10 protein-coding genes are annotated in these 13,199 nt (G+C 51.9%); 7 read left to right on the top strand and 3 right to left on the bottom strand.

Annotated features, from left to right (window positions below; translation table 11 throughout):
* Positions 1-273: 273 nt before the first annotated feature.
* Positions 274-3,621: a ribonuclease E gene (gene rne, locus ABSH60_RS16945; RefSeq protein WP_390974920.1), complete on the top strand. Its 3,348-nt coding sequence runs from the start codon at positions 274-276 to the stop codon at positions 3,619-3,621.
* Positions 3,622-3,730: 109 nt separating this feature from the next.
* Here the strand turns inward: rne and ABSH60_RS16940 are convergent, their stop codons facing one another.
* Positions 3,731-4,018 (bottom strand): putative quinol monooxygenase, encoded by a 288-nt coding sequence (locus tag ABSH60_RS16940; protein WP_056778737.1) that lies wholly within the window; start codon positions 4,016-4,018, stop codon positions 3,731-3,733.
* A 223-nt stretch (positions 4,019-4,241) separates the two neighbouring features.
* On the opposite strand from ABSH60_RS16940, the gene pyrC reads away from it, so the two are divergent.
* The 6 genes from pyrC to ABSH60_RS16910 all read left to right on the top strand — a co-directional run bounded on the left by pyrC (position 4,242) and on the right by ABSH60_RS16910 (position 9,033).
* Positions 4,242-5,291, top strand: a complete 1,050-nt coding sequence (gene pyrC / locus ABSH60_RS16935) for a dihydroorotase (RefSeq protein WP_056778735.1) — start codon at positions 4,242-4,244, stop codon at positions 5,289-5,291.
* 116 nt (positions 5,292-5,407) lie between these two features.
* Positions 5,408-5,662 carry a DNA damage-inducible protein I gene (gene dinI, locus ABSH60_RS16930; protein WP_056778732.1) on the top strand — a complete coding sequence of 85 codons (255 nt, stop codon included), beginning with the start codon at positions 5,408-5,410 and terminating at the stop codon, positions 5,660-5,662.
* Between the two features lie 360 nt (positions 5,663-6,022).
* Entirely contained in the window at positions 6,023-6,277 is a 255-nt protein-coding gene (gene bssS / locus ABSH60_RS16925) for a biofilm formation regulator BssS (protein ID WP_056778730.1), read from the top strand.
* Positions 6,278-6,420: 143 nt separating this feature from the next.
* Positions 6,421-7,536 carry an N-methyl-L-tryptophan oxidase gene (gene solA / locus ABSH60_RS16920; protein WP_136375800.1) on the top strand — a complete coding sequence of 372 codons (1,116 nt, stop codon included), beginning with the start codon at positions 6,421-6,423 and terminating at the stop codon, positions 7,534-7,536.
* A gap of 203 nt (positions 7,537-7,739) precedes the next feature.
* A complete protein-coding gene (locus tag ABSH60_RS16915) occupies positions 7,740-8,408 on the top strand; it encodes a LuxR C-terminal-related transcriptional regulator (RefSeq protein ID WP_056778725.1) in 669 nt (222 codons plus the stop codon).
* A 160-nt stretch (positions 8,409-8,568) separates the two neighbouring features.
* The gene (locus ABSH60_RS16910) at positions 8,569-9,033 is read left to right on the top strand and encodes a MarR family winged helix-turn-helix transcriptional regulator (RefSeq protein ID WP_056778722.1); all 465 of its coding nucleotides are present in this window, start codon (positions 8,569-8,571) and stop codon (positions 9,031-9,033) included.
* On the opposite strand, the gene ABSH60_RS16905 is transcribed toward ABSH60_RS16910, so the two are convergent.
* Both ABSH60_RS16905 and ABSH60_RS16900 read right to left on the bottom strand, forming a co-directional pair.
* Positions 9,030-10,067: an AI-2E family transporter gene (locus ABSH60_RS16905; RefSeq protein ID WP_390974917.1), complete on the bottom strand. Its 1,038-nt coding sequence runs from the start codon at positions 10,065-10,067 to the stop codon at positions 9,030-9,032. The genes ABSH60_RS16910 and ABSH60_RS16905 overlap by 4 nt on opposite strands.
* Before the next feature lie 32 nt (positions 10,068-10,099).
* The gene (locus ABSH60_RS16900) at positions 10,100-13,195 is read right to left on the bottom strand and encodes a multidrug efflux RND transporter permease subunit (RefSeq protein WP_390974915.1); all 3,096 of its coding nucleotides are present in this window, start codon (positions 13,193-13,195) and stop codon (positions 10,100-10,102) included.
* Between the last annotated feature and the right edge of the window lie 4 nt (positions 13,196-13,199).

Here is a 13,199-nt window from a genome sequence, read left to right as displayed (position 1 = left end):
ATTAGCGGGCTGCGGGTTGCAGCTTGGCCGGCAAACGGAATGAGATCTGTAAACTTAAATTCAGAAGCTATTCCCCTAATAAAAGTGCTGCTTTCATAACGCTGGTGTCTTTAATACAGCAAAAGCAGACTTACCGAAATAATGCGCCCCTATGCAAGCGACAGCCGTGAGGTTGACGATTTGCGAGAAGACTCGGGGCCAACGGTTTATCCGGTCATGACGTCATTTTGCCCGCAGCTCTGTCAATAATGGAAAAATAACGAGTAAGTTAAGATGAAAAGAATGTTGATTAACGCAACTCAGCAAGAAGAGTTGCGCGTTGCCCTTGTAGATGGACAGCGTCTGTATGATTTGGATATTGAAAGTCCGGGCCATGAACAGAAAAAAGCGAATATTTACAAAGGTAAAATCACCCGCATTGAACCTAGTCTTGAAGCGGCATTCGTAGATTACGGTGCAGAACGACATGGTTTCCTTCCTCTGAAAGAAATTTCCCGCGAATATTTCCCAAACAATTACGCCTCACATGGCCGCCCGAACATCAAAGATGTTTTACGCGAAGGTCAGGAAGTGATTGTTCAGGTTGATAAAGAAGAACGTGGAAATAAAGGCGCAGCGCTGACGACGTTTATCAGCCTGGCCGGTAGCTACCTGGTTCTGATGCCAAACAATCCACGTGCTGGGGGAATTTCCCGCCGGATTGAAGGTGATGACCGCACTGAATTAAAAGAAGCGCTGTCTTCTCTGCAACTGCCTGACGGCATGGGCCTGATTGTGCGTACTGCCGGTGTCGGCAAATCCGCAGAAGCCCTGCAGTGGGATCTGACATTCCGCCTGAAACACTGGGATGCCATTAAAAAAGCTGCTGAAGGCCGCCCTGCTCCGTTCCTGATCCATCAGGAAAGCAATGTTATCGTTCGTGCGTTCCGTGATTACCTGCGCCCGGACATCGGTGAAATCCTCATCGATAACCCTAAAGTCCTTGAACTGGCTAAAGAGCATATCGCTGCTCTCGGACGCCCAGATTTCAGCAGCAAGATTAAGCCATACGTAGGTGAAATCCCGCTGTTCAGTCATTACCAGATTGAGTCTCAGATTGAATCTGCATTCCAGCGTGAAGTGCGTCTGCCTTCCGGTGGTTCAATTGTTATCGACAGCACCGAAGCGCTAACCGCTATCGACATCAACTCCGCGCGTGCAACCCGCGGCGGCGATATTGAAGAAACGGCCTTCAACACCAACCTCGAAGCCGCTGATGAAATTGCTCGTCAGTTACGCTTACGTGACCTCGGTGGTCTGATCGTTATCGACTTTATCGACATGACGCCAGTACGCCATCAGCGTGAAGTGGAAAACCGTCTGCGTGATGCGGTTCGTCAGGACCGTGCGCGTATCCAGATCGGTCGCATTTCCCGTTTCGGTCTGCTGGAAATGTCCCGTCAGCGCCTCAGCCCGTCATTGGGTGAATCGACGCACCATATCTGCCCACGCTGTGCCGGTACCGGTACTGTGCGCGATAACGAATCGCTTTCCCTGTCGATTCTGCGTCTGATCGAAGAAGAAGCACTGAAAGAAAACACCAAAGAAGTTCACGCCATCGTACCGGTGCCGATCGCTTCTTACCTGCTGAACGAAAAACGCGAATCGGTGAATGCCATCGAGAAACGTCAGGGTGGCGTGCGTGCTGTGATCGTACCAAACGATCAGATGCAGACTCCGCACTACCACGTTCTTCGTGTGCGCAAAGGTGAAGAAATTTCTGCACTGAGCTATCTGCTGCCGCAGATTCATGAAGCTGAAATGCTGCAACCTTCAGAAGAAACTCCGTCTGAGCGTCGTCGTCCTGAGCAACCCGCTCTTGCCGCATTCGCTCTTCAGAGCGAAGCGCCGCCATCAAGCTTCGAGCAGACAGCAGTTACGGATGAGCCAGTACAGACACGCACGACAACCGTCAACGCACCTGCTGCACCGGCCGCTGAGAAACCTGGATTTGTCAGCCGTCTGCTGAGCGGCCTGAAGGGCTTGTTCGCTGCGGAACCTCAACAAGAAGTTAAACCTGTTGAAGAGCCAAAAGCGGAACCTGAAACCACTGAATCTGCAGAAAACCGCCGTAACAATGATCGCCGCAATCAGCGACGTCAGGGTGGACGTCGCGAACGTAACGGCGAGCGAGGCGAACGCGGTGAGCGTACCGATCGCGGTAATCGTGGTGAAGGCCGTGATAACAATCGTGATAATCGTGGCGAGAGCCGTGATACCCGCGAAAATAACCGTGAACCTCGCGAACCTCGTGAAGACCAGCGTCGTAACCGTCGCAATCAGGAACCTGTTGTTACTGAAACACGCAACGAAGAAGTGGAAACTGTCGCTCGTGAAGAGCAGCAACAACCTCGTCGTGAGCGCTCGCGTCGCCGTTCTGATGATAAACGCAGAACACAGCCGGAAGAGAAAGTTCAGGACGTTGTGGTTCAGGAAGTGGAAGCTCCGGTAGTTCCTGCTCCTGTGCAGGATGATGCTGAGCAGGAAGATCGCCAGCCAACGCATCGTCGTCAGCGTCGTCAGTTGACTCAGAAAGTGCGTTTCGAGTCAGAAGAAGTGGACTCCGAAGCTGAAGCTGCTGCTCAACTGCTGATTACAGGCAGCCGACCTGCTGAACCTGCATTCACTTCACATGAAGAAGCGGGTGCAGAAACGACTCACGCGTCTGATAACGACGAAAACCTGAATGACAACGCCCGTGAAAACGGTATGCCACGTCGTTCACGTCGTTCGCCGCGCCATCTTCGCGTCAGCGGACAACGTCGTCGCCGCTACCGTGATGAGCGCTACCCGACTCAGTCACCAATGCCAATGGCGGGTGCCTTCGTTTCTCCGGAAATGGCTTCAGGTAAAGTGTGGATCACCTACCCGGTGGCTCAGGCATCTGAGCAAGGTCAGCGATTTGAAGAGCACACTGCAGAAACAGAAGCGCCAGAAGTGTTAACTCAGCAAGTTGAAATCGCACAGGAAAACACCCCTGTTCTGAATGAAACCATTGACGTTGCACCTCAGCAGCCAACCGTTGAAGCGACTCGCGTTGAAACGCCAGACGTTGAGCAGGTACGTGTTGCTGATACTGCGCAGCAAGTTACGCAATCCGAAACTGCTGCAGTAGCTGAACAGCCTGTTGCCGATGAACCTGTTCTGGTTGAGCCAGAGACAGCAGAGCCGGTAGAAGAAACACCAGTGGTCGCGATTTCGCCTCAGGCGCAAGAACCTGCTGTTGTTGAACCGGTAGCTGTCATCGCTGAACCAGAAGTTCAGATTCAGGCTCCGGTAGCTGCACCCGCGGTTGAAGTTAGCCCTGCGCCAGCTCCGGAAGTGAAACCTGTTGTTGAAGCGGCACCTGTCGCGGAAACTCCGGTAGTCAGTCAGGCTGCGGCTGTTGCACCACGCTTTAAGCATCATGCAACGTCACCGATGACTAAAGCACCGGCGCCAAGCTATGTGCCAGAGCCTTCCCGTCAAAGTGACTGGGTTCGCCCTGAGTTTAACTTTGAAGGTAAAGGTTCTGCAGGGGGTCATTCAGCAGTAAGTACGGCGACTGCCCCAGCGACTAAACCAGAAATGCCGACCAAGTAATGCTCTGACTCACTGTTAACTGGTTTACTGGTACAAAAAAACCCGCTTCGGCGGGTTTTTTTACGTCTCAGACTCTGTGAATTGTTTTCAACTCAGTGGAAGCAAATGTTCAGGCCAGAGTTTTCAAACGTCGAATGGTGAGTTCATCGAGTTTACCTTCCAGACTCGCGGCGAAGTGCTGGAAGTGAGAAGTGTTATTGTGCTGATTCAGGGCTTCTTCTGATTTCCAGCGCTCATAAAATACGAACGTTCCTTCTTTATCCAGATCCCGATGAAGCTCATATTGCAGGCAACCCACTTCCTGGCGGCTGGGCTCAATAACTTCGAGCAAAGCTTCCGTTACCTGAGCCTTAAATTCCGGTTTAGCAACAATAGTGGCAACAACTCTGATTTCCATAGTAGTTCTCCTGTTATTTTGTCCTGCTTCCGGGTTATCCCGTGAAGCCCGGCGAGTAAAATCTGTGACTACTATGACCCCTTCTCTGCATTGATTTCAATACGAAGTTTATTTAACAGATGCAAGCCAGCGGTTTTGCGCTTATTCTTGTTCCCCGCCGCTAATGCTCCCATTACCGCACCTGATCCCAACATCTTGTCTCTCAATGCCGGAGTTTTGCCTGATGACCGCAACACCGCAAGTTTTAAGAATCCGCCGCCCAGATGACTGGCACATTCACCTACGTGACGATGATATGCTCAGTACGGTGTTACCTTTCACCAGTGAAGTATTTGGCCGTGCGATTGTCATGCCAAACCTGACACCGCCAGTCACCACTGTGGAAGCAGCTCTGGCCTACCGCAGCCGCATTCTGAACGCAGTGCCCGAAGGCCATAATTTCACACCGTTGCTGACCTGTTATCTGACCGATTCAGTAGATCCTGACGAAATTGCCCGCGGATTCGAGCAAGGTGTTTTCACCGCTGCAAAACTGTATCCGGCAAATGCCACCACGAATTCCCAGCATGGTGTGTCTGATGTGAAAACCATTTATCCGGTGCTGGAGCGTATGCAGAAAATCGGCATGCCTCTGCTGATCCACGGTGAAGTGACTCACAGCCATGTCGATATTTTTGACCGGGAAGCGCATTTCATTGATGAAGTGATGGATCCGGTTCGTCGTCAGTTCCCTGAACTGAAAATTGTGTTCGAACACATCACTACCAAAGATGCCGCTCAGTATGTTCTGGAAGGCAATCAGTATCTGGGCGCAACGATTACGCCGCAGCATCTGATGTTTAACCGCAACCACATGCTGGTGGGCGGCGTTCGCCCTCACCTGTTCTGCCTGCCAATTCTCAAACGCAATATCCATCAGGAAGCACTGCGTAATGTGATAGCCAGCGGCGCCGAGCGCTTCTTCCTTGGAACTGACTCCGCGCCTCACACCAAAGGGCGCAAAGAGTCGAGCTGCGGCTGCGCGGGGTGTTTCAATGCTCCTTTGGCAATGCCCGCGTACGCCACTGTGTTCGAAGAGATGAACGCGCTGCAGCATTTGGAAGCCTTTAGCTCACTGAACGGTCCGCGCTTCTACGGCCTGCCGGTCAATGAAGATTTTATCGAACTGACCCGCACGCCGGTGACACAGCCGGAAGAAATCGCCCTTGGTGATGAGTGCGTTGTGCCATTCCTGGCGGGGCAGACCCTGAACTGGACAGTGACGGCCTGCTAAATACCCGTCAGACAAAATCGTAAGTAACTGCACTGTGCGATTTTCTCTTCATCTCCTTATTGCGTAACTCGCAGATTGACTGTATAAATATACAGTCAATCTATTCAGGAGGTCCTATGCGTGTTGAAATCACTATCGATAAAACCAAACCTCTGCCTGTCGGTGCGCTTGATGCGTTATCAGGCGAATTGAGTAAAAGAATCAACAAACAGTTTTCCGACCGTGAAAATAATATTCAGGTCCGTTATGCCGGCGCTAATAGCTTGTCCGTTCTCGGTGGTGCAAAAACTGACCGTGATCTGATCGAGGAAATTCTTCAGGAAACCTGGGAAAGTGCCGATGACTGGTTTTCTAATCAGAATGATGAGTAACGCGATGAAACGCCTGAAAATCAATCTTACTGACCCATCTTATTTATAATAATCAGGTTTTTTACAAACCACGCCGCAAGGCTATTTCAGTATTTTACCGGGCGTCGCAGTCCGGTTTTTTATTGCTCTTTTCTGCTTAACATTGACTCACCGCTAAAAATCGAAAAAGCATAAATCCCCAGATAATTCTTACTCCACAGTTTTTCACTCACTAACAAATACAATTTTTTTACAATTAAATTCAATCAAACACTCCTCAAAGCGATTTAACTGTTTATACTGAAATAGCTCACCTGATAATGAGCCGCATTGATCCTCAGATAGTCACTCACGTTAGTCACTACAAGATAAGGGGTCTATATGGACAGAAATGATGAAGTTATTCAGACACACCCGCTTGTGGGTTGGGATATCAGTACCGTCGACTCTTATGACGCGATGATGATACGTCTACATTACCTGTCTTCTAAAGACCAGACTCCCGAAAATGCTCAGGTAGACAGAACACTTTGGTTGACTACCGACGTTGCACGGCAACTGATTCACATTCTCGAAGCCGGTATTGAAAAGATTGAATCGAATGAGTACGAATACAGTGATCACCGAAAACACTAATCTTTATCTGCCAGTCTGAGGCACCAGCGATTTCCATCCTGGTGCCTTTTTCTTTGCTGCCGCCCCGCTTGCCTTCGCTGCTGTAAACTCTCTATCATGCCCCTAACCATTTGTTAAATTTTTGTCAGAGGAGTCTGAGTAACATGGATTATGACCTCATCATTGTCGGCAGCGGCTCAGTAGGCTCTGCGGCAGGCTACTACGCCACCCGCGCCGGATTGAAAGTCCTGATGATCGACAGCGCGATGCCACCACATCAGACCGGCAGCCATCACGGTGAAACCCGCCTTATCCGCCATGCCTATGGCGAAGGTGCGCGTTACGTGCCGATGCTGTTAAGGGCGCAGACGTTGTGGGATGAACTGGCTGAAGTCAGTGAAGAAAAGGTCTTCCACCGCAGCGGTGTGCTGAACATCGGCCCTGAAAACTCAGATTTTATCGGAAATGTAAAAAACAGCGCCGAAACCTATGACCTGATAACGCAGGATATGAGTGCAGAAGAAATCCGCACCAGATGGCCGCTCTTCACGCTGCCCGACGGCTACTGCGGCGTATTTGAGCCTGACTCCGGGTACCTGCAAAGTGAAATCGCCATCAGCGCTTACATACGACTGGCGCGTGAAGCGGGATGCGCGCAGTTGTTTAACTGCCCGGTCGACAGCATCCGCTGGCTGGAAAATGGTGTGGAAGTGTCCACGGCAGATGGTGTGTACAGTGGCGCAAAACTGGCTGTCACCGCCGGAACCTGGGTGACAAAAATTCTGCCTGAACTTCCGGTTAAACCGTTACGAAAGGTATTTGCCTGGTTCCACGCCGACGGACGTTACAGTGAAGAAAATCACTTCCCCGCGTTTACGCTCGAAACCCAGCAGGGCGATCAATATTACGGTTTTCCTTCGGTAAAAGATGCTCTCAAGCTCGGTAAGCACAATGGCGGGCAGTGGATAAATTCGCCGGAAGAACGCAAGCCTTATGGCGGATTCAGTCAGGACGGTACAGAGTCATTTAACTTTTTCCGTCACTTCCTGCCGGGTGTGGGGGTCAACCTGCGTGGCGCATCCTGCACGTATGACATGACGGAAGATGAAGATTTCATCATCGACACGCTGCCTGACCGTGATAACACGCTGGTCATTTCGGGTCTGAGCGGTCACGGTTTCAAATTTGCCAGTGTGTTAGGCGAAATAGTAACGCAATTCGCTAACAATCATCCTATCCCCTTTGATTTAAAGCCTTTTTCACTTTCGCGTTTCAAATAAGGGAATGAAAGAGAACCGTCATTTATATTCTGCTGACCGTTCTCTTTTATTCTTTACACTTTATTGGTGGGTTTCACTTTGAACCAGATCAATAGACTGGTATTTCCGAATTGACAGCATTATAGAAAAAAACCTATGCTAGCCCAAGAAATCACAGGAGTGGTTTCCAACGCGTAAATCATACGCTTACACAAGGATGTAATATGAAACTCTCCGTTATTGAACCCTGTGGTTTCACCCGCTTAGGTGTTTTCTCTTATCTGATCGAGAATAATGATCTCGATATTATTGATTCGGTCAATATCTCGCAGGCACTCAAATCTTTCAATGAATTCCAGCCTGATTTGATTCTCGTTAACATGACGCAATATTGTCATAGCGCAGAATTATCTGAAGAATTGAAAGCATTCTTTGAATTCCGCCATGGTGCCCGGATTTACTGCTATATCGACGCAAACTACCCGGAATGTGACGATCCGATCCCGATTACCCGCGATGTTTTTATCCTCAATAAACAATCACTGACAACACTTTTGAAACAGATTGCTTCAGATCCTGATGCTTACGTGCAGGGGAATAATGTCGGATTACCGCGCATGTTGTTCAGCGATCAGGAAATTCTGGTGATGAACTACTGGATGTCGGAGATGCCGAACTACCGCATTGCCAGAAAATTGAATATCAGCAGCCGCACCGTTTATGTCCATAAACGTCATCTGGCGCAGAAAATAAAAGTCCGCAACCGCTTAGAGTTCTGTTTCATATACAATTTGATTAAATATTTGTTCTGGCCCATTGATGACATATCGGCCAGTCCCATCAGCCGCCAGATCAAAGACGATTTGTTAATGATCTATAAAGCTCACAGCTAAAAACAATCGCCCCGGCCCGCCGGGGCATTTTTTTGTCCTCTCCGCCAACCTCTTCGCAATATTCAGACACGCTTTCCCTTCCCATCACGCGGTTGCAGTTTTAATGCATAGGCCTACAATCGGTTCAGATTACCCGCCTCATTTTGAGGAGCCTCACAAAATGGCCGAATTAAACATGGTGGACGCGACTCCCGCAGAGATCACAGAAACATTACTTTCCGTTATTCGTCTGATGCGTAAACAGGTCGATGCGGCAATGTCCGCTCAGGGGCTTTCACTTGCCCGTGGAAAACTATTAACCGCCATTGCACACGAAGGCACCTGCCGTCCGGGCGAACTGGCGCATGCGCTTCAGCAATCACCGCGAACGATCACAGACGCGATCGATGCAATGGACAGAGACGGTTTGTTAGTGAGAAAGCCGCATCCCACCGATCGCCGTTCACAGTTGCTTGAGCTCACAGACGCAGGGAAGCAGGCGCTGGAACAGGTGAAGCAGCCAAAACAGGCCGCCATTGACCGCCTGTTTGAAGGTCTGGATCCCCTTGCCCGCCAGCAGTTGCTGATTTCCCTGCGAAGTATTGAATCGCATGCGCAAGATATTGAAGAGCAAAACAAGGTCTAGCGGTTCGGTGCACCATCGCCCAACAGGACAGCAATTTTATGACCTGCGGCGGTGGGCTCCAGGGCGATTTTCATTACAATCGTCAACGGCACAGACAACAGCATCCCCACCGGCCCCATCAGCCAGCCCCAAAAAATCAGCGAAACGAAGACCACCAGCGTGGACAGCCCAAGCCCGCGCCCGAGGATCCTGGGATCAATAATGCTGCCAAAAATCACGTTAATCAGGATGTAACCCGCCGTCACCATCAGCCCGTCGCTCACGCCGTTGAACAGAAACGTCTGAATAATTGGCGGGATGGCCGCCAGGAAGGATCCGATATTCGGAATATAGTTCAGGGCAAAAGCCAGCATTCCCCACAGAAAGGCAAACCTGACGCCGATGAACGCCAGTAATGCCCACACCGCCAGACCAGTGACGACGCTAATTAACGTTTTAATCACCAGATACCGCGTCACACTGTCCAGTGCGCGCTGGATATTTGCCCTGCCCTTGCCGGGATCGTCTGAGAGTTGTTCCAGTTTGTAGGGCAACTGCGGGACTTCGAGCAGCATAAAGGCGACGGTCATCAGCAATAAGAACAGGCCGGCCATGGCGTTCGACAGATAGCTGATGAGCTTACTCACCAGATTCAGTGTCGCAGCTGGATCAATGTAGCCTGCAAGCTGTTCCGGTGTGAACGTCAGTTCGCCCTGAGGAAAATAGGCATCGTACTGGCGCAGTTTCTCGGCAATGATCCCGCGGTATTGCGGCAAGGTGCGTGCGAAATCATTGAGCGTGACCAGCAACGTCGTTGTCAAAAACACCATCACACAAATCACCACCGTCGCCACCAGCATTACCGCGAGCGCTCGCGGCACCCGCGCTTTCTCCAGCAGAACAATCAGCGGATTCAGGACGAAAGCCAGAAACAGCGCCAGAATCAATGGGACGATAATATCTGCGGCGGATTTAATGCCGGCAAAAATTACCACCAGCATCGCCATCATCATGACAATTTTCAGCCCCTGATCCGTCACTATTGTCTTTCGCATGGCTTTCTCCTGTTCATGGCCTGTGCAGCAGATTAACGCGATTTCGTCCATTCACGGAAACGTTGAATATGGACATACAGTGCCGGGATAAACAAGATCCCCGCCGTCGTTGACAGCAACATGCCACTGAATACCGTGACACCAATAATGTGTCGGCTCATCGCGCCGGCACCGGAAGCCAGTACCAGCGGCAAGACACCGAGAATGAAGGAAATTGCCGTCATCATGACGGCACGAAAACGCTGTTTCGCCCCGTCCTGTGCCGCCTCCCGTACAGACGCTCCTTCTTCACGGCGTGCTTTCGAGAATTCCACAATAAGAATAGCATTCTTGGCCGCCAGCCCTATCAGCAACACCATACCAATCTGCGCATACACATCATTGCTCAGCCCGGCCAGATGTAATCCCGCGATAGCGCCAAACACCGCGAAGATGACTGAAATCATCACCACCAGCGGAATACTCCAGCTTTCATACTGCGCCACCAGGAACAGGTACGCGAATAACAGTGCCGCGGCGTAAATCAGAATCGCCTGCCCGCCAGCCTGAATTTCCTGTAATGACATTCCCGTCCATTCATATCCGTAACCGGCAGGAAGCTTTTCACTGAGAATATGTTCCATTTGCGCCATGGCTTCACCGGAACTCACGCCCTGCGCCGCCGAGCCGCTGATGGCCAGTGACGGGAACTGGTTGTATTGCGTGATAAATGGCGCGCCGAGCGAAGGCGTCAGATCAACCAGTTTGCCCATGCTGACCAGCGAACCGTTGTCGCTACGTACGCTCAGCGTGGAAATCTGGTCGGCGCGCTGGCGGTCCTCCATTTCATTTTGCATCTGCACATTGAACAGACGGTTATTGATAATGAAATCACTGACATTCACGCCACCCAGAGAGGTTTGTAGTGTGCCGAAAATCCGGCTGACCGGCACCTGCAACTGCGCGGCGCGGTCACGGTCAACGCTCAGGGCGATTTCAGGTACCGAGGCGCTGAAGGTGGTGAACACGCGGCTGAGCTGCGGGTCCTGATTTGCCGCCATGATCAGCGCCTGACCGGTCGCTGCCAGTTCCTGCGGCGACTGCCCCTGCAATGCCTGCAGGCGAAGATCCAGACCCGATGCGGTTCCCAGGCCGGAAATCGCAGGCGGATTAATCGCCATGATCATCGCCGACGGGATGCCGCCCATCGCGGGTTGCAGGCGGCCTATCACCTGATCCACGCTGCTGCGTTCGCCCCAGGGTTTCAGCAAGACAATCCCAAACGCCGAATTTGGCGCACTGCCGCCGCTCAGCAGACTGAAACCGCTGATGGCGATGACATCGTCAACGGCCGGGTCGTTTTCCAGCAGCGTCTGCATTTGTCCCAGTACCGCATCGGTTCGCCCGAGCGATGCGCCATCCGGCAACTGTACGTTGACGAAGAAATAGCCCTGATCTTCATCCGGCAGGAAGGATTTTGGCAACGTGGAATAACCCCACACGCACGTGACAAGAATCACCATCACGGTGAGGGCACTGGTCAGCACATGTTTACTGAGCCCGCCGGTCGCCGTGACATAAACATCCCGCACCTTGTCCAGCCCCCGGTTGAAAGCGCCAAACAGGCGTGCCGGTTTTTCAGGGCGGGGTTTGAGTAAGGTCGCACAAAGTGCGGGAGTCAGGGTTAATGCATTGATACTTGAAAGAATCACCGCAGCCGACAGCGTTACCGCAAACTGACGATACAGCGCGCCCGTAATGCCGGGTAACACGGCGATCGGCACAAATACCGCCATTAACACCACCGTTGTGGCGATGATTGGCCCGGCGATCTGTTTCAGCGCTTTACGGGTGGCTGCCACCCGGCCCAGCGAGGGGTCTTCCGTCATCAGGCGTTCGACATTTTCTACCACCACAATGGCGTCATCCACCACCACCGTCAGCGCAAGAATGATGGCAAATAAGCTCAGCGTATTGGCGGAATAGCCAAACGCGTAGAGCACGGCAAAGGTGCCCAGCAAAGAGACGGGAATGGTCAGCGCGACAATAAAAGTGGCGCGTGCACTTTGCAAAAACAGAAAGACAATCGTCAGGACGACCAGAAATGTCAGGACGAGAGAGACGGCGATTTCATCCAGCGTGGCACTGACAAACTGGGTCGAGTCGAATTTAATTTCATAGTTGAGATCGTCCGGGAAATAACGCGCCTGTCGGGTCATCTCCTCACGCACCGCATTTGCCACGTTCAGCGCATTGGCACCGGGCGCAGGATAGACAGAAAGGAAAGCCGAAGGCGTCTGATTCAGCGTCGCGTTGACCTGATAATCCTGCGCACCCAGCTCAATGCGCGCGACGTCGCGCAGCCGCACCGCTCCGCCCTGTTCATTCTTACGCACGATAATATTGGCGAACTCTTCCGGTGAGCTGAGACGCCCGGCACCGCTGATCGTCAGGGTTTGCTGCTGTAACGAAGGACTCGGCGATGCGCCAATCTGACCGGCCGCAGCCTGGACGTTCTGGCTCTGGATCGCGGCACTGATTTCTGTACTGCTGACGTTCAGCGCCTCCATCTTGCGCGGATCCAGCCAGATACGCATGCTGTAATCACGCGATCCGAAAACCTGTACGTCGCCCACACCATCGATTCGCGCAAGAGCGTCCCGCAACTGAATGCTGGAGAAGTTGCTGATAAACAACATGTCGTGGGTATTATTTGGGGAAAGCAGGCTGATGCCCATTAAAATATTGGAAGCCTGTTTACGAACCGACACGCCCGTGTTCAGCACTTCGGCGGGCAATTTTGCGCTCACCTGAGAAATCCGGTTCTGCACTTCAACCGCCGCAGTATCCGGATCGGTACCGCTGGCAAAGGTGATATTCAGTGAGTAGCTGCCGTTATTGCCGCTGTTTGACGACATGTACAGCATATTGCTGACGCCGTTAACCTGCGCTTCGATAGGCGCCGCCACAGATTCAGCCACGTCCCGCGCACTCGCCCCCGGATAGATGGCGCTGACAGACACAACGGGAGGCGTGATATCCGGATATTGCTCAACCGGGATCACCTTGAGCGCCACCGCCCCAATCAGGGCGGTGACCAGCGCGATGACCATCGCAAAACGAGGTCGCTTGATAAATTGCTGAAGCATCGTC

This window comes from Rahnella sp. R3(2024) (assembly GCF_042920125.1).
In the GTDB taxonomy this organism is placed as follows: Bacteria; Pseudomonadota; Gammaproteobacteria; order Enterobacterales; family Enterobacteriaceae; genus Rahnella; species Rahnella rivi.
This window is presented reverse-complemented; position numbering and strand designations above follow the sequence as displayed.

Coding starts and splice junctions, on each gene's coding strand:
- rne (WP_390974920.1), top strand. CDS start 274: ATGAAAAGAATGTTGATTAACGCAACTCAGCAAGAAGAGTTGCGCGTT.
- ABSH60_RS16940 (WP_056778737.1), bottom strand. CDS start 4,018: ATGGAAATCAGAGTTGTTGCCACTATTGTTGCTAAACCGGAATTTAAG.
- pyrC (WP_056778735.1), top strand. CDS start 4,242: ATGACCGCAACACCGCAAGTTTTAAGAATCCGCCGCCCAGATGACTGG.
- dinI (WP_056778732.1), top strand. CDS start 5,408: ATGCGTGTTGAAATCACTATCGATAAAACCAAACCTCTGCCTGTCGGT.
- bssS (WP_056778730.1), top strand. CDS start 6,023: ATGGACAGAAATGATGAAGTTATTCAGACACACCCGCTTGTGGGTTGG.
- solA (WP_136375800.1), top strand. CDS start 6,421: ATGGATTATGACCTCATCATTGTCGGCAGCGGCTCAGTAGGCTCTGCG.
- ABSH60_RS16915 (WP_056778725.1), top strand. CDS start 7,740: ATGAAACTCTCCGTTATTGAACCCTGTGGTTTCACCCGCTTAGGTGTT.
- ABSH60_RS16910 (WP_056778722.1), top strand. CDS start 8,569: ATGGCCGAATTAAACATGGTGGACGCGACTCCCGCAGAGATCACAGAA.
- ABSH60_RS16905 (WP_390974917.1), bottom strand. CDS start 10,067: ATGCGAAAGACAATAGTGACGGATCAGGGGCTGAAAATTGTCATGATG.
- ABSH60_RS16900 (WP_390974915.1), bottom strand. CDS start 13,195: ATGCTTCAGCAATTTATCAAGCGACCTCGTTTTGCGATGGTCATCGCG.